The sequence below is a fragment of the Puia dinghuensis genome, assembly GCF_014642875.1.
Classification (GTDB): Bacteria; Bacteroidota; Bacteroidia; order Chitinophagales; family Chitinophagaceae; genus Puia; species Puia dinghuensis.
In genome coordinates, this window is record NZ_BMJC01000001.1 from 1,104,498 (window position 1) to 1,120,388 (window position 15,891).

The 15,891-nt window shown below is 56.1% G+C and carries 14 protein-coding genes; 3 read left to right on the forward strand and 11 right to left on the reverse strand.

The annotated features are described in order from the left end of the window. The first annotated feature begins 15 nt into the window (after window positions 1–15). Together IEY39_RS04350 and IEY39_RS04355 are read left to right on the forward strand one after the other, a co-directional pair. Window positions 16–1,479, forward strand: coding sequence for a SusD/RagB family nutrient-binding outer membrane lipoprotein (locus IEY39_RS04350; protein ID WP_188928888.1), 1,464 nt, complete (start codon window positions 16–18; stop codon window positions 1,477–1,479). A 27-nt stretch (window positions 1,480–1,506) separates the two neighbouring features. After that, window positions 1,507–2,016 (forward strand): hypothetical protein, encoded by a 510-nt coding sequence (locus IEY39_RS04355; RefSeq protein WP_188928890.1) that lies wholly within the window; start codon window positions 1,507–1,509, stop codon window positions 2,014–2,016. Window positions 2,017–2,045: 29 nt separating this feature from the next. On the opposite strand, the gene mobA is transcribed toward IEY39_RS04355, so the two are convergent. From mobA to IEY39_RS04395, 8 genes are read right to left on the reverse strand one after another with little or no spacing between them, the layout of a single operon-like run. Beyond that, entirely contained in the window at window positions 2,046–2,597 is a 552-nt protein-coding gene (mobA, locus tag IEY39_RS04360) for a molybdenum cofactor guanylyltransferase (protein WP_188928892.1), read from the reverse strand. Continuing rightward, window positions 2,581–3,195 carry a molybdenum cofactor biosynthesis protein MoaE gene (locus IEY39_RS04365; protein ID WP_229688766.1) on the reverse strand — a complete coding sequence of 205 codons (615 nt, stop codon included), beginning with the start codon at window positions 3,193–3,195 and terminating at the stop codon, window positions 2,581–2,583. Before IEY39_RS04365 ends, mobA begins: the two co-directional genes overlap by 17 nt. Continuing rightward, window positions 3,155–3,391 carry a MoaD/ThiS family protein gene (locus IEY39_RS04370; protein ID WP_188928894.1) on the reverse strand — a complete coding sequence of 79 codons (237 nt, stop codon included), beginning with the start codon at window positions 3,389–3,391 and terminating at the stop codon, window positions 3,155–3,157. The genes IEY39_RS04365 and IEY39_RS04370 overlap by 41 nt, the downstream gene beginning before the upstream one ends. Before the next feature lie 33 nt (window positions 3,392–3,424). Continuing rightward, window positions 3,425–4,396, reverse strand: coding sequence for a GTP 3',8-cyclase MoaA (locus tag IEY39_RS04375; protein WP_229688767.1), 972 nt, complete (start codon window positions 4,394–4,396; stop codon window positions 3,425–3,427). 27 nt (window positions 4,397–4,423) lie between these two features. After that, entirely contained in the window at window positions 4,424–5,890 is a 1,467-nt protein-coding gene (locus IEY39_RS04380) for a rubredoxin (RefSeq protein ID WP_188928896.1), read from the reverse strand. Continuing rightward, window positions 5,880–9,392 (reverse strand): nitrate reductase, encoded by a 3,513-nt coding sequence (locus IEY39_RS04385; protein WP_188928899.1) that lies wholly within the window; start codon window positions 9,390–9,392, stop codon window positions 5,880–5,882. Before IEY39_RS04385 ends, IEY39_RS04380 begins: the two co-directional genes overlap by 11 nt. A gap of 41 nt (window positions 9,393–9,433) precedes the next feature. Next, window positions 9,434–10,732: an MFS transporter gene (locus IEY39_RS04390; protein WP_188928901.1), complete on the reverse strand. Its 1,299-nt coding sequence runs from the start codon at window positions 10,730–10,732 to the stop codon at window positions 9,434–9,436. An 11-nt stretch (window positions 10,733–10,743) separates the two neighbouring features. Next, on the reverse strand, window positions 10,744–12,264 hold the full coding sequence (locus IEY39_RS04395; RefSeq protein ID WP_188928903.1) for an alginate export family protein: 1,521 nt from the start codon (window positions 12,262–12,264) through the stop codon (window positions 10,744–10,746). Window positions 12,265–12,568: 304 nt separating this feature from the next. Here IEY39_RS04395 and IEY39_RS04400 point away from each other — a divergent pair, with 304 nt between their 5' ends. Continuing rightward, window positions 12,569–13,255: a Crp/Fnr family transcriptional regulator gene (locus IEY39_RS04400; protein WP_188928904.1), complete on the forward strand. Its 687-nt coding sequence runs from the start codon at window positions 12,569–12,571 to the stop codon at window positions 13,253–13,255. On the opposite strand, the gene IEY39_RS04405 is transcribed toward IEY39_RS04400, so the two are convergent. The 3 genes from IEY39_RS04405 to nirD are packed head-to-tail and all read right to left on the reverse strand — an operon-like array spanning window position 13,240 to window position 15,874. Next, complete coding sequence (locus tag IEY39_RS04405; RefSeq protein WP_188928905.1) at window positions 13,240–14,481, reverse strand: molybdopterin molybdotransferase MoeA; 1,242 nt, start codon at window positions 14,479–14,481, stop codon at window positions 13,240–13,242. The two genes, IEY39_RS04400 and IEY39_RS04405, sit on opposite strands and share 16 nt — an antisense overlap. 44 nt (window positions 14,482–14,525) lie before the next feature. Next, window positions 14,526–15,476 carry a bifunctional molybdenum cofactor biosynthesis protein MoaC/MoaB gene (gene moaCB / locus IEY39_RS04410; protein ID WP_188928906.1) on the reverse strand — a complete coding sequence of 317 codons (951 nt, stop codon included), beginning with the start codon at window positions 15,474–15,476 and terminating at the stop codon, window positions 14,526–14,528. An 8-nt stretch (window positions 15,477–15,484) separates the two neighbouring features. After that, window positions 15,485–15,874, reverse strand: coding sequence for a nitrite reductase small subunit NirD (gene nirD, locus IEY39_RS04415; protein WP_188928907.1), 390 nt, complete (start codon window positions 15,872–15,874; stop codon window positions 15,485–15,487). Window positions 15,875–15,891: the final 17 nt, after the last annotated feature.

Sequence of the window (15,891 nt, forward strand, 5' to 3'; positions counted from 1 at the left end):
ATTAAAAAATCGCTTATGAAACGAATGCTCATATTGTTGTTACTGGCTGGAATGGTCTTGGGCTCCTGTAAAAAATACCTGGCCGTCAATACCTCGCCCAACACTCCGACCACAGTGCCCCCATCAGTGTTGTTGCCTACTACGGAGATCGGTATAGCCTTTGCCAACAGTAATGATCTCGACAGGGCTACCTCCGCCATTATGCAACAGATCGCCGGTGTAGCCAACCAGACACAAGGTTACGATGTCTACAACTTCAGCGGCGCCTTCGACAACCAATGGAACAGCGAACTCTATGGCGGCAGCGTCAACAATTGCGTTGCTATGATCAATCTGGACTCCGCCACCAGCCCGGCCTATTCCGGCATCGCCAAGCTGGAGATGGCCTACGCTTTTTCCATCCTCACCGATATCTGGGGCGATGTGCCTTATTCCCAGGCTGGTCAGGGCAATAAATACATTTACCCCCGCTTCGACAAGGTGCAGGATATCTACCAGGGCAATCCCAGCCTGGGGATCACCAGTCTTTTCGATCTCGTAAACAGCGGCCTGGCCGACCTCGCCAAAACGAGTACGCTGAAACCGAAGACGGACGATCTCGTCTATGGCGGCGACCTCACCAAATGGACGCGGGTGGGGAATACCCTGTTGCTGAAATTCGCCATCATGCTCACCAATGTCAATCCCACGATGGCCAAGAGCGTTATCACCAGCGTGCTCAGCGGTAATAATTACATCAACTCCAACTCCCTGGATTTTGAAGTTCCGTTTGGTACGGCTACCGGCAACCAAAACGCCCTCTATAATTTCAACTATATCAACCGGCCCGGAGATCAAATGCTCAGTTCGCGTTTCCTGGCGCTGGAACAAAGCCTCAACGATACCCTGCGACTGGCGAAATTCTTCACCAAGCCAAATGGCGTCTTCACCGGGTTTAACAATGGTTCCAACGCACCCGCACCGCCGCAGGCCACCCGGTCGCAATACGGCAGCTACCTCATCGCCCCGGTAGCCAACCCTACGCAGTTGGGCGCCGCACCCATCCGGCTGCTGACCAATTTCCAGGTGAATTTTATCCTCGCGGAAGCCGCACTGATCCTGGGCACACCCGGTGATCCGAATGCCTATTACCAGGCCGGCATCCAGGCCAGCATGCAAAAAATAGGAATGGCCCAATCGGATATCAATGCTTATTTCATCGCCAACCCCAACGTTGTCACGCTCACCGGGACCACACAGCAAAAGCTGCAACAGATCATCACGCAGAAATATATCGCTTTCACCGGGAATGGCATCGAAGTCTTCGATGATTACCGTCGCACCGGCTACCCCATACTCGCCTTACCACTCAACCCCGGAGGCGATGACCCAACAGTTATCCCTACCCGCCTGCCTTATACGAATGGCGAGCTCTCCACCAACCCCAATGCACCGAATCCGAGGCCGCTGGTGGACGTAAAGCTCTGGTGGGCAAAATAATTTTTTATCAATGCAAAAAGAGATCATATGCTCATAAATAATAAACCGGTTTCCCTTCTCTTCCTCTCGGTCGCCGTGCTTTGCAGCTGTACAAAACAACATGGTTTTGGGCCTGACTACACCGATTATAATCCCGCGCAGACGCCCATCATTGTTACCAATGCCGTGGATTACCGCCCCGATCCAACCGTGACCACTTCGCTCAGCGGAGACAGCAGCATCACCATCACGCTGAGCCTGACCGGCAACAGCGGCAGGAGCCTGAAACAGATCACGGAAGTCATCGGGTCTACCAGCTATGCAGCCATACAAAACCCCAATTCCAAGTTCTATAATGCGGCTCCTATCCCGGCCACCAATAATTCGGTGACCTTCCAGACATCGATCAGGGAGTATTTTCAGCACTACCCGGTAAGTGTGGCTAATCCGAAAGCAACAGCCAATGCCGAGCTGACCAACCGTTTTTATTTCCAGATAACCCTGGACGATGGCAGCGTCGTGTATCCAACTCCGGTGAGAGTATTGGTCCTGCAATAATTTTAAGGGGCGGCCGTGGCCGCCCCTTATTATAAGCTATTGTAATTGCGGAAAGCGGCCGGTTCACCGGGCAGCCGCCGGAGATTGCCGCTGCGCAAAACGGCCTGCAGACTGTCCATCCGCATCGTCGCATCCGCCCTTGCCAAAGCCATCGCCGTATAGATGGCGCAGAAAGGCTGGAGATATCCCTCCACCTCATAGGCATAGCAATCGGCTTCTTCTATCCGGTAGGCAGCGATCAGTCCCATGATCGTCCGCTCATCCAGGTCTTGCATGTCACAGGCTACCAGCAGCAGGTCGTGCCGCGGAAATTGTCGGTGTACGCTGAGAAGCCCGTTCAGCGGGCCCTGGCTTTCATCCATATCGACGATGAGACTGTCTGCGGAAAGTATAGCGGAATAGGCAGGCAACTGCCCTTTGTTGATGGAATAGACCACCGGAAGCTGGTGATGTGCTAGTTTATCGCCCATGGAAAGGGCCCAGGGCTTTCCGTCGGTATTTAGCAGCCCTTTGTCCCGGCCCATCCGGCGGCTTTCGCCACCACTGAGCACAACACCCAGCAGGTTACCCGCCGGTATCATAGATATGCTTATTGACATCGCCCGTCACAGTGTGGCAATTGCAATTGTTGCCCCACTCTTTTGTTCCATCGGCATAGTGTTCGCATTTCCAGATGGGCGCCTCGTGCTTTATCCGGTCGATGATATACCGGTTGGCCGCATAGGCTTCGCTGCGATGGGCAGAAGCCGTGATCACGACGACGGCGGTGTCGCCGATCGCTACTTTTCCAATACGGTGCTGGGCAACGGCGATCTTCAACGACCATTTCTGTTTTGCCGTGGCCACGATCTCCGCGATCATCGATGTCGCCAGCGGGATATAGGCTTCATATTCGAGTAAGGAAACCGCCCGGCCCGCGTTGTTATCCCGCACTTCCCCGCTGAACAATACGACCGCACCAGCACCGGGGTGATGCGCACCTGCCAGCAACCCGGCCATATCGATGGGCGCTGCGCTGAGGGCCGCTACAGCCCTACCCTCCGCAAAACCTCCCGGGGGCATCCCCGCAGGCTCTACCCTGCTCTCCGCCGCCGCGGGTGTCCCCGCTGCGACTCCCCTGCCCTCTGCTGCTTCTCCCCTACCCTCCGCTGCTCGGGGGAATGATGACGACGGTGTCATATTCGTTCAATTTAAATTCGTTGTCGATGAATCCTTCTTCAACGGCAAAGCGGCAGGAAGACAGTATCTCTCCGGCCTTATCGTTAAGGGTCAGCAACAGTGCCTTTAGTTCGTCGGTATTCCGGACGTGCTCTCCTGCGACCTCGAATTCCGGCTGAAAGTAGTCTTTCAACCTGGCGTATACGTGAATTTTCATTGTCAACCTCCCGGAAAATGCTCCGCCTTTTCCCTATCCACCAATCCTTAACATACTGAGATCACTTCCCACAAAACGCAACTCCTGCTTCTGCGCCAGCGCCTGCCGCAACTTCTCGTCCCACTCACCCTCCTTCTCCCCCATATTTAGCTCTATCGGCTGATTACTGCTCAGGCATCCATAGATATGCCCGCTGCTGTCGAGCCGGAGCCGGTCGCAATCCCGGCAGAAAGGTTCACTCTCATTAGCAATGACGCCAAAACGATGTCCATCTTCCGTCGTCCAGTATCGCGCCGTGGCCGAAGCCGCCCTGGCCTGCGGCGTCAAGGTATAACGGCTGCCGATGGTCTGTAAGATCTCTTCCTGCGTCACGAGATAACGGTCCGCCTGGTCGTGCAGATGACCCATGGCCATCACTTCCAGGAAGCGAATGGTAAGCCCGCGGGAAAAAGCAAAATCGAGCAGCGGTAATAGCTGCGAGTCATTCATCCCTTTCATGACGACCGTATTGATCTTGACTTTCAGCCCTGCGGCTATGGCAGAATCGATGCCCTTAATGATCCGCGTCACCGAATGACGCCTGCTCATCCGGAAGAACACATCTTCATCGACGGCATCCAGCGACACATTGATGGCCTCGAGCCCGGCATCCTTCAACGACCCGGCCAGCCTTTCCAGCAGGAAGCCATTGGTCGTAAGCCGCACGGCGGGAATACCTGCGGCACGGATACCCCTGATCAGCGACGCCAGCCCCGGATACAACAGGGGCTCGCCCCCCGTCAGCCGGACAGTGTCCAACGGCAATTGGTCCCTAAGCCGGCAGATGATGGCCAACAGCTCGTCCACGGGCAGACTCGGATGGGTGGCATTGGCCTGCTTTACTTCCTCATCTCCTGCGACGCAATAGACGCATCCAAGGTTACAATGCTGCAACAGGCTTACCCGCAGGGTCCGGAAAGTCCTTCCATATCGGTCTTTTATCTCTGCCATCATAAATGTGCGCAAAGCGCCTTCTGTAAAGGTACGACAGTACTACTCAACCGCGGGGGATTTTTCCATGGGCCGAAACTCGGATTTCGACCCGCCGCAAACGCTGCAGGCATAGTCCGATGCCACCTGGGCGAAAGGGGTGCCGGGCGCAATCCCCTGTTCTTCATCACCGTATTGTTCATGGTAGACCGTGAGACAGTTGCAGCACTGCCAGCCGCCCGCCGCCTCCTCTTTTCCCGCATGCATCGCGGTGGCTTGAGAGGGAAGAGGAGAATGCCGTTCGCTCTGCAGCCGGTAGAATTCCTTGCAGAGGGAGACTATGTAGGGGAAGAGATGTTCTTTTTCCAGGTCTTTTCGGTACAACACCGTTTCCCTGACATGCGGACTGAAATCGGGTGTATGCCAGATGGAGTATCGGTCGAGCAATTTCAGCTGGTCGGGCCGGATACCTTCCTGTTTCCGGATGACCACCGAACCCGGCAGGCCGGACCCGGCCTTTGTTTTGACGGAAAAGCTCAGTCCTTCCGTCCGGATATCGTCCTGGTCCAGCAGCCGGACAAGATAGCGCTTTAACCGCAAGCCATCGGGACAAAGGTCCTCGATCTGCCAGTTCAATTCATTGGAAGCATGACGCACATTCATCCGGTATTTACCTAGTACATATTCCCACAACGGCACGTCATGCTCTTCAATGTCTTTTATCAGCAGAGACTTCCAGGGCGTCGTATACAACTGCCCCACTTTTGTCTGCAGGGCGATGAGACAGACGTCCTTTAGAAAGGCCAGGGGGAAGAGTTCTTCCCGCCGGTAGATGCCCAACCAGTTCTTATTACCACTGCGATTGAACCCCTCGTAATAGGGCAGGCGAAATTCCGGCAGGCGTAGTGCCGGCAGGAGAGGCTGTTCGGAGAAGCCACCGCGGGTTTGAACGGCCTCGGCTAACCGCTGTCCCCAATCCTCCCCTTCGCCTGCGAGCGGGAAGCATTCGTCTACTAGTTGGCATATCCGGGGGATCTCGGGCGAATAGATGCCGGCCTTCCAGTAATATAATCGATTGGAGCCCCGCTGGCGCAGAACCAGATACCAGTGATTATTGACGGGGCTACTAACAAAATTGAGATGACCGGTGAAAAACGGGACAAAGGACTGGCTGCTCTCCACCAGGTTGATCTTTAGCCGCGGGCGAAAATCGAATCCCCCCAGAATATCTTTATACAACCCCTCGCTCACCCAGGCGCTTCGCCCAAAGACCCCCTCGGCGACATAAGAGCTGATGATGTTGGGATGCACTTCGTTTTCCGTCTCGTAGAAGATGCCGGCCTGGTCGAGCTCTTTTAAAAAAGCCGGTCCATATTTATCAGCCACCTTGCAAAACAGCTGCTGCCGGCTGCCCAGCTGCATCTCTTCCACCCTGGCGCGACCTGCCGCTTCCACAATGGAATAGAGCTCACCGGCAGCGACGATGCCGCCGGGCAGGTTGATCTTGACGTTATAGTTCTTACGAAACATAGGCCTCCAATATCCTTTTTACTTCGGGCCGGCAGCTTCCGCAACCAGTGCCGGCCCCCGTTGCGGCGCACAGGTCGGAAAGTTCGGTGCAGCCTTCCGCTATCTTCTGTTCCAGGTTGCCCTTGCCAACATTGCTGCAGCTGCAGACCAGCTTTCCCTCCACCGGCGTAGTCCTGCTGCCGTTGCGCAATAGTTGCAGGCGCCGTTCGCTAAGCTCGATCTTCCCCGTGATCCATTCGCGGAATTCCCTGAACTCGTCCTTGTCGCCGACCAGGATGGCGCCCACGAGCCGATCCTGGTGAATGATACATTTCTTGTAGTACCGCCGGGCCTTATCGATAAAGACGATCTCTTCATATTCCTTGTTGTTGGGACAGTCCGGCAGCCCGATGCTGCAGAGATCGAAGCCATGAATTTTGATGATGTTCATCGGCACGGTGCCGCTATAGTGGCTGGTAATGTCGCCATTGAGAAATCGGGCCAACGCCTCGGCCTGCTGTTCGGCTGCGGCCGTAAACCCGTAAAGATTGCCTTCGAATTCGGCAATCTCCCCGATGGCGTGGATATGCTCATCGCTTGTCCGCAGATAACCGTCGACGATAAGTCCCCGCCGATGGTCGAGCCCGGCGGCCTTCGCGATCTCGATATTGGGCACCGTGCCGATGGCGAATACAAGTGCATCACAGTCCAAAACCCGGCCGCTACGTAAGCGGACGCCGGTGAGTTTGGTCTGGCCATAAAACAGCTGCACTTCATCGGAATAATAAATGTTGCAGCCCTGATCGGCGATCTCGTCCTGTAACAGCTGGCTTCCCAGTGTGTCCAGCTGCCGGTCGAGGAAACGGCTGCTGCGATGGACAATCGAAACGGCAATGTCCATTTCCCGCAGAGAAGCGGCCAGTTCAAGACCCAGCAGCCCACCGCCAACCACGACACAATGTCCTCCGGGCGGTATCTGATGGCGGAAGCGGTCGGCATCCACCCGGCTGCGCAGGGTGAAGATACCTTCCAGCTGCGGACATTGCTTCGGCAGGGCAGCCCGACTACCCGTGGCCAGGATTAACCGATCATACGCAGTGACGGCGCCCGTCGAGTCGGTTACCGTTTTCGCGACTCGATCGATCTGTTCGATGCTGACGCCACGGCGGAGGTCGATGTCTACATCTCCCTCTTCTTCGTCGGTCATTTTGACCAGCTGCTCCCAACGCTGTGCACCGCTGATATAATCCGGCAACTGTACCCGGTTGTAAAAAGGCAGGTTCTCTTTACTAAAGACGACGATCTCGTCTTCCTGGGTCAGCGCCCGGTAACTCCGGACGAACCCGTGCGCCCCCGCGCCCGCCCCCACAATGACAATGCGCTCTTTTCTTTTTTTGTATTTCTCCACGCTTACCGCGCAGAACTTGAAGTCCGGCTCTTTGGAGACGGGATCGAGCAGCTTGTTGGTCACATTATTCGTCCGATTCAGATCGTTGCCCAATATCTTCCCCCAATGCATCGGTAAGAAAACAGTCCCTTTCTTTATACCGTCCGTTATCCGCGCCGGCACCCGCACGTCACCACGCCGCGACCGGGCAACTATGATATCGCCTTCGGCAATGCCCAGCTCACGGGCGTTGTCGGGATGTATTTCCAAAAAAGCCTGGGGGATATGCTGTTTAAGCTTGTTCACCTTCCCCGTCTTTGTCATCGTATGCCATTGGTCGCGGATGCGCCCTGTCGTGAGGATCAGCGGGTAGTCGTCATCGGGCTGCTCGCTGCGTACTTCATCGGTTGGAGCATGAAAAACGGCTTTCCCGGAAGGGGTATAAAACTTGTGATCGATAAACAATCGCGGCGTCCCCTCCGCACTGGCAGCCCCGCCATCAGTAGGATACGGCCATTGCACCGAACGGCGGTCGCGCAGGATAGCATAGTCCAGTCCGCTGATATCGATAGATGTTCCCTTCGTCAAAAGCGCATGTTCGCGGAAAATATCTGCAGGACCTTCATAATCAAATCCGCTGAAACCCATTTTCTGCCCCAGCCGGCTAAAGATAACGGAGTCCGGCAGGGCTTCACCGGGCGGGTCGACGATCTTGTCCAACAGGCTGATCCTGCGTTCGGAATTGGTCATCGTTCCCTCCTTCTCCGTCCAGGCAGCCGCAGGCAGTATCAGATCGGCATAGGCCAGGGTCTCCGGCCGCCGGCTGACTTCCTGCACGACCACAAACCGCGCCTTCTTCATCGCTTCCTCCGCCAACCGGACATCGGGCAGGCTTACCAGTGGATTTGTCCCCATGATCCAGATGGCTTTCATCCGGCCCTCGGCCAGCGCTTCGAATTGTTCGGTGGCGGTGAGCCCGGGCTTCGCGGATAGAGGCCCGCTGCCCCAATAGTCCTGTACAGCGCGGCGATGTTCGGCATTAGCCAGATCGCGGTGTGCCGGCAGTAGATTAGCCAGCCCGCCCGTCTCACGTCCCCCCATGGCGTTGGGTTGTCCCGTGAGAGAAAAAGGACCGCTGCCCGGGATGCCGATCTTGCCCGTCAGCAGGTGAAGATCGATCAGCGAAAGCACCTTGTTCACCCCCGATGCGCTTTGGTTCAGCCCCATGGTCCACATGCTCAGGTATCCTTTGGCGGCCCCGATCCAGCGCGCGGCCTTCCGAATATCTTCCTCGGGCAAACCACAGATAGCGGCAGCCTCTGTCACCGTCCGGGCGAATACCCTTTGCCGGTAGCTTTCGAATCCTTCGGTATGATCCATGATAAAATCCGGGTGAAGATGCCCCTGCTCGATCAACAGCCGGCCGATGGCGTAATGAAGGGTGCTGTCCGTACCGGGGTTCAGCGGCAGGTGCAGGTCGGCAACGGCGGCAGTATCCGTCCGGCGCGGATCGACAATGATGATCTTCACACGTGGATTCGCGGCCTTATGGGCTTCCACCCGCCGCCACAGAATCGGATGACACCAGGCCGGGTTGGCTCCAGTGACAAAGAAACAGTCGGCCAGTTCAATATCGGCATAGCTCACCGGGACACTGTCCTCACCGAGCGACAATTTATGGGCCGCCACCGCCGTGCTCATACACAGCCGGGAATTGCTGTCGATATTATTGCTGCCGATGAAGCCCTTCATCAACTTGTTGACGACATAGTATTCCTCGGTAAGACACTGTCCCGAGATGTAAAAACCAACACTATCCGGACCATACCGTGCGATCAGGCTGCGGAATACCGCCGCGGCCCGGTCGAGGGCGGTATCCCAACTCACCCGTTGCAGGGGCATGCTTCTGTTCATCCGCATTTGCGGATAGAGCAGCCGGTCCTGCCGGTCGTTCACCGTATAATGCAGGTTCAACCCTTTGCTGCACAACATCCCTTTGTTGACAGGATAATCCGGGCTGCCCTCCACCGTTATACGACCTTTTCTATCCTTATAGACAGTGACGCCACAACCTACGCCGCAATAGCAGCAGGTGGAAAAGAATCGTTCGGTGTGACGGTGGTTTGTGGCAGCCATACGAATCTAATTAGGTGGAATTGGACTCCGTCCAATTCGGGTTAAGCCGTTGCCGGCGTAGTGGAAGCGGTCTCGCCCTGCGCCAGCGTTCGCCAGCGGGTGATCGAGACGATACAGGCGATGGTGACAACCGTCAGCCCGATATAGGTAAATGCCTCCGCATATGTGATCGACTCTGATTTGAAAAGGAACCCGAAAAGCATACCGCCGAGATTGCCGCCCGCGCCGACGACCCCGCTGATGAGTCCCACATTCTTCTCATTGACAAAGGGGACGATGCCATACGTCGCGCCATTGGCCATTTTCAGGAAGAGCGCGAAGGACAGCATGAGGACAATGGCAAGGACAAAGCTTGGAGCATGGGCAAAGGCGACCAGCCCCAACCCCTCCAGCCACAGACAACAAGCCAGCAGGATACCCTTACCGCGCATCCCCCAACGGGCGCCCACCTTGTCAGAACAGATGCCGCCAAGCGCACGGGCAAAGAGGTTCATAAAACCGAACAGCCCGGCCCAGAACCCGGCGCTGTGCTGCGACAGATGGAAATTGTCGACAAAATGCAACGCCGCCACATTGTCGAAGGTGATCTCCATCCCGAAACACATGGCATAGGCCAGGGTCAGCACGACTACCCGCCAGTCGGCAAGAACTGACCAGTCGGTGCGGCGCTTGGCGGTAGGAACAGCCCGATTTATCTCGGAAAAATTGCCCGCCGGAGTATCTTTCGTATAACGGTAATAAAGCCAGGCGACGATCCACATCATGACGGCTGGCACGATCATGGCATAGCGCCAGGCAAAGTGCGGCAAATAGCCAAAACCTACAATAGCAGAAAAGATCAGCGGCATCACCATGTTGGTGACCCCGCCGCCCAGGTTACCCCAACCGCCGGTGATCGCATTGGCCGTCCCACGGATCTTCGCGGCAAACATCGTCGAAGCGTGAAACTGCGTAACGACAAAACTGGCGCCGATGATCCCGATAGCCAGTCTGAACAGCAGGAAGGTCGTATAGTCTTTAGCCAGCCCTACCAGCAGCACCGGGATCGACCCGATGAGCAGCAGACGGACAGCCGTCTTCCGGGGCCCAAGCACATCACACAATTTCCCGATGATCAATCGGGCGATGATGGTCGAAGAGACGGAGGCGATGATCGTATTACCCACCTGTGCCTTTGTCAATCCAAGATCGGCACGGATGGTAGGCATCAGCGGCGCCAGGCCAAACCAGCCAAAGAAACAGACAAAGAACATGAGCCAGGTGATATGGAAGGTCCGCATCTGGATCGTATCCAGTGAAAAGAGTCGTATTTTATCGAGTGGTTGATTGATCTGTTGCATTTTAACGGATTTTATTTTTGGAGAAAGTCGGGTCTGATATTTACTTGCAGGTAGGCCCAGGAGGCATTCAGCCGGGCCGTGTTGGGAGTGATGCCCTTCGCATACTCCATGCTGTGGGTTGCCCACATACCGCAAACCCCCAGTTCGAGTGTAGTGATCTTGTTGAGCCCGTAGGTAGCGACAGCATCCACTTCACTGCCAAGGTATTTGGACACCTGCGCGCCCTTTACGTCCTTCTGGGAAGCAGCCAGGCCGAAATAATGATAACACAGTTCGACCGTCAGCCTGCTGTTGGTAGAAGTATATTTCTCTTTAAAGAAAGGGTTGTTCAACCCGCCCGTGGCCGAGCCCGTACCGGCATAGAAGTAATCCATATATCCCCAGAACTTATGCGGCGTGCCATACAAGGGGTCGAAGCGATGGTTGGTGGTGGAGGTGGAGAAGGCGTCGTTACCCGAGACATAATCCCAGCCGATGGTCGTTGCAAAAAGATGGGGAACGTAGGTGAGGCCAAACGTCGTCGTATACGCGGCAAGGGTAAGCCCGTCGCGGTCATGCCCCGCCTGGTAATACGCACCCGCCGACAGCCGCCAGTACTTCCGGTGATCGAGCGGTGTTGTCAGCATCAGGCCGCCGGTAACCCGGGTATTCACCCCCGCCTGGTTGAAATGCCGGCCATAGAGGTAGCCGGTATCTGTGCCGGCGATGTTCTTCACCGAATCCAATTTATATTTGCCGAACTCATCGACAAAGACCAGCCCCGACAGCCGGGTCTGACCCCACGTTTTCGCCACATAGAGATACTGCATCGACTTGTAGTCCTGGGTGGCGCCGTTGGTGCTGGGGGCAATGACAAAGGAGGGACTGCCCGTCCGCGAGCTGACCCCGGCAGCATTCATCAGGGGAAGATACCCGGCGGGAACGGCCATCAGGTTGCCCTTGCTGTCCTTGATATAGGCCGGAACGTTAGCCGGCACATAAGTAGTGCCGTTATAATTGAAGGCGTCGGTGTTCTGGTTGAAGGCGACGCCGAGGTCGGCCTGCCAGCCTTTGTTCAATAATTTGAATACGATGGCGTCATGACGGCGGCCCTGCTGCAGCCAGTCGAGGTTGCCCAGCAACCGCTGATCGTCATAGACCAGCTCCTGCCGGCCGACGCGGACGCCGAAATATTCGACAGGGCTCTTGCCAAAGCTGCTGTCATGGGCGTTGGCCAGCACCAGTTCGGCCCAGGCTTCATGGACGCCGAGCCGTGCGCCATCCGCATTGTTGATCGTGGAGGCATCCGCGCCCCAGACCCGGACATCCTGTACCGACGCCTGGAAGATGACCCGCGAACTCCGGTAATTGAAATTGAGCCGCGCGCGCTGGGAGGTGAGAAAAGCAGGCTGACTGCCAATGGTCTCGAGCGTGCCATAGCCGTTGCGGACTTCGGTCCGCGTTCGTAGCTGCCCCGTGAGGGAAAGTTGCGCCCTGACGGACGCCGTGGAAAGGAGAAGAAAACTGCTCATTCCGGTGATGAATTTGTGCATGTTGGTCGTTTTGGTTACAATGGGCTCAAATGGCAGCAACCGGACGGCCTGTAAGCCTGAGCATGGATGGCAATCGGAGACAAAGAAATGGCTTGTAAATATTACAAATATTTACATTTAATGAAAACAGATATAGTGATTATGAAAATTTCTTCTAAATATTACTCATGTAATAAAAATAGCAAAATTCATTCAAATTTTGAATCCAAATATGCAAAATTGATATATATTTATTTAAATAATATATTTATTTCCCGCCATCGCTTCTTAATGGAATCTCCTTATATAAGCCTATTTTGCGCCTATGAATAAAAAGTCGAGTCACTGTGATGGGAAAAGCTGCTTTCTCTGCCAACGATGTATGCCGGAATGGCTACCGGCTGTGACAACACATCGTAAAAATCTATCATTCAAGAAAGGGGAGCTGATCTTCCACGAAGGAGAAGCCGTAAAAGGCATTTATTTTGTTTACCAAGGCACCGTAAAAGTGCACAAGAAATGGGGCTCGGAAAAAGAGCTGATCATCCGCTTTGCCCGCCAAGGCAGTCTCTTTGGTCATCGTGGACTGGGCCAGGACCACCATTATCCTATTTCGGCGACAGCCCTCTCCCCCGTAGAAGCGTGTTACATCGACCTCGACTTCTTCCAGGCGTCGCTGAAAGTGAACCAGGGGCTTTCCCAAGGCCTGCTGCAGTTCTTTGCGGACGAATTGCAGAAGTCCGAACGCAAAATGCGCGATCTGGCGCACATGCAGGTAAAGGGCCGGGTAGCCCAGGCCCTGCTCCAGCTGCGGGAAGATTTTGGCGTCACCCCCGACGGCTATATCGGGCTTACCCTTAGCCGCCAGGACCTTGCTTCCCTGGTAGGTGCCACCTACGAAACGGTCTTTCGCATCATTAACGAGCTTGCACAGGAAAAGCTTATCCTGGTCGACGGCAAGGACATCGCCATCGCCGACGCTATAAAACTCACCGATTATACAAAGGAATAACAAAGAACAGAGGCGCCTTCGGGCAGATCGCCGCTGGCGGCGGAATGCAACGCAAGGGCGTTGGCCTGCATGCCAAGCCGGATATCACCCGATCCGTTGAGGCTCACGGGTGTCAGCCGCGCAGGCGATCCATGGAGGCATACCGGGAAGAATTCATCCAGCGGCGATCTTTTCTTCCGCGCTGCGCCCAGCGCCAGACCAAGGGGTTCCTCCGGTCGCAGGCCATAGCAGGCCTGCAGGTAGGGCCGTATAAGCAAGACCATATTGACAAGACAGGAGAACGGGTTGCCGGGCAGGGCAAAGACCATTTTGCCATCCGCCGTCGCGCCACACCAGACGGGCTTACCGGGCCGCATCGCCACCTTGTGGAACAGCTTCCTGACGCCTGCCGCTTCCAGCGCACCGGGAACATAGTCGGCATCACCGGCTGAAACTCCACCGCAAACGATCAGGACATCATTAACAAGCAGCTCTTCGATCCGCTGGCGTAACACCACCGGGTCATCGGGCGCGTGAGCCATGGCAGCGACCCCGACACCCGTCTTTTTCAACGCCGCTTCCAGCAGCCAGCGATTGCTGTTGCGTATCTGTACGGCGCTCACCGGCGCATCCGCCGCCACTACTTCATCCCCGGTGGTGAGCACACCGATACGCGGGAGACGTTGCACTGTCACCGTCGTATGACCCAGCGTAGCCAATAATCCGATGATTGCCGGTTCGCAGGCACAAGGTCCGTCGATGACAACAGCGCCTGCCGTCAGGTCTTCTCCCTTCCGGGCAATGTTCTGGAAAGGTTTCCAGGGAAAGGATGGATCGGCCGGCGCCGGCAGGACGGCTGCCGGCAACGCTTCGGACAGTACGCCGGGCAGTTGGATCATCCCCTGCCCTTCGGCTACATTCTCCCTTCGAATGATAATATCGACGCTTCCCGGCACAGCCGCCCCGGTCATGATCTTATAACATTCCCCCGCAGCAACGGGCCTCGTAGGCAGGCTGCCCGCAAACAGCGTCTCGACAACAGCGAAGCGCCGTATCCCATTCTCCAGGTCGGCAAACCGCACCGCGAATCCATCCATCGACGCCCGGTCGAATGGCGGATACTCCCGATCGGCCCGGATGGTTTCCGCCAGGACACGGCCCATGGCCTGCTCCAGCGCAACGGTCTCCTTGCCAAAGCTATGTGCGCGTTGCAGGATCATCTCCTGCGCTTGCCGGTAATCGATCATAATAATTCATTTAAGCCCCCCGGAATTCATTAACCCCCGTGGCATCAGTGCCCCCCACCCTTCATCATCTTCCGCGCATGGAATACCGCCGGGAGGATGGCTTCCAGCGATTCACGTGCCCCATCGCTGCTACCAGGCAGGGTGACGACAAGCGTCTCCCCGATGGAACCCGCAACTCCCCTGCTCATCATAGCCATCGGGGTCCGCAGCTGGCCATAAGCCCGCATCGCCTCGGCAATGCCGTCCGCATCCCGTTCGAGCAGTTCTTTCACGGCGGTGACAGTATTGTCACGCGGCCCAAGACCCGTACCCCCCGTAGTAAAAATATATTGGATATCCTTCTCAACCCACTGACGCACCTGCTGCTGGATAGCGCTTTTCTCGTCAGGAACGACCACATAATCGACAACATTTGCATTCACGGCTTCCAGCATCTCCTTAATTAGCCGCCCGCTCTTGTCCTCGCGTTTTCCGGCGGCCGTGCTGTCCGAACAGACCAGCACCGCACAGGTTGGCGGCGTGGCGAAATACCGTTCACGATCGCTCTTGCCCCCTCTCTTCTCCAACAAACGGACGTGGCCTATCTCCAATTGTTTATCCACGGGTTTCAGCATGTCGTATATCTCCAGCGCCGCCACCGATACGCCCGCAAGCACCTCCATCTCGATCCCCGTCCGGCCGATGCTCCGGGCTTCCCCGGTGATGACGATCCCGCTGCGGCCAGCGACAGCTTCTCCAAAGAGCTCGCCATGGACTTCCGGATCGAGAAAGGCAAACGTCATCTCCATCCCGTCGATGGCGACAGGATGACAATGCGGTAACAGCTGCGGAACCTGCTTGGCCCCGAGAAAGCCGGCTGCCCGCGCTACATCGAATAGATTGCCCTTGGGAAGTTGTCCGTTCTCGATCAAAGGGATGGTGGCAGAGCTGCAAAAAAGAATGCCTGTCGCCCTGGCTGTACGAAGCGTGATGGGTTTGTGTGTGATGTCGCGCATAGCGCAAGTTACCACGGAAAGCCGATATATACCTTTCCGTTCTTCACCTTCACCGGGTAGGTGCGGACCCGGTAGTCTTCACCGCTAAGACATTCCCCCGTCCGCAGAGAGAAGGTTTTTTTGTGAAAAGGACAGGCTACCTTGGGCTCACTGTCAGGTCCTGCGCTGCCGGTCATGCCCCGGGAGAGCACCATCTGCTGTTTATGCGGACAGCGGTTTTCGGTGGCATACCATTGGTCACGCCGGGAAAAATAAAAGATGGCGATCTGTTCACCGCCCAACAGGACACAGGCGCCGCCGTCACCAGGAACATCTTCCACCCGGCAGGCCGCCAGCCATTTCATCGCAGGCGATTGAACGTCGCGGGTCGCCTCCCCGCTATTGATTGTCGTTTGCATGTTGTAAGGGTTGTTGT

Excerpts from the sequence above, each read along its gene's own strand:
- IEY39_RS04350 (WP_188928888.1), top strand. The coding sequence starts at position 16 with ATGAAACGAATGCTCATATTGTTGTTACTGGCTGGAATGGTCTTGGGC.
- IEY39_RS04355 (WP_188928890.1), top strand. The coding sequence starts at position 1,507 with ATGCTCATAAATAATAAACCGGTTTCCCTTCTCTTCCTCTCGGTCGCC.
- mobA (WP_188928892.1), bottom strand. The coding sequence starts at position 2,597 with ATGATACCGGCGGGTAACCTGCTGGGTGTTGTGCTCAGTGGTGGCGAA.
- IEY39_RS04365 (WP_229688766.1), bottom strand. The coding sequence starts at position 3,195 with ATGACACCGTCGTCATCATTCCCCCGAGCAGCGGAGGGTAGGGGAGAA.
- IEY39_RS04370 (WP_188928894.1), bottom strand. The coding sequence starts at position 3,391 with ATGAAAATTCACGTATACGCCAGGTTGAAAGACTACTTTCAGCCGGAA.
- IEY39_RS04380 (WP_188928896.1), bottom strand. The coding sequence starts at position 5,890 with ATGTTTCGTAAGAACTATAACGTCAAGATCAACCTGCCCGGCGGCATC.
- IEY39_RS04385 (WP_188928899.1), bottom strand. The coding sequence starts at position 9,392 with ATGGCTGCCACAAACCACCGTCACACCGAACGATTCTTTTCCACCTGC.
- IEY39_RS04390 (WP_188928901.1), bottom strand. The coding sequence starts at position 10,732 with ATGCAACAGATCAATCAACCACTCGATAAAATACGACTCTTTTCACTG.
- IEY39_RS04395 (WP_188928903.1), bottom strand. The coding sequence starts at position 12,264 with ATGCACAAATTCATCACCGGAATGAGCAGTTTTCTTCTCCTTTCCACG.
- IEY39_RS04400 (WP_188928904.1), top strand. The coding sequence starts at position 12,569 with ATGAATAAAAAGTCGAGTCACTGTGATGGGAAAAGCTGCTTTCTCTGC.
- IEY39_RS04405 (WP_188928905.1), bottom strand. The coding sequence starts at position 14,481 with ATGATCGATTACCGGCAAGCGCAGGAGATGATCCTGCAACGCGCACAT.
- moaCB (WP_188928906.1), bottom strand. The coding sequence starts at position 15,476 with ATGCGCGACATCACACACAAACCCATCACGCTTCGTACAGCCAGGGCG.
- nirD (WP_188928907.1), bottom strand. The coding sequence starts at position 15,874 with ATGCAAACGACAATCAATAGCGGGGAGGCGACCCGCGACGTTCAATCG.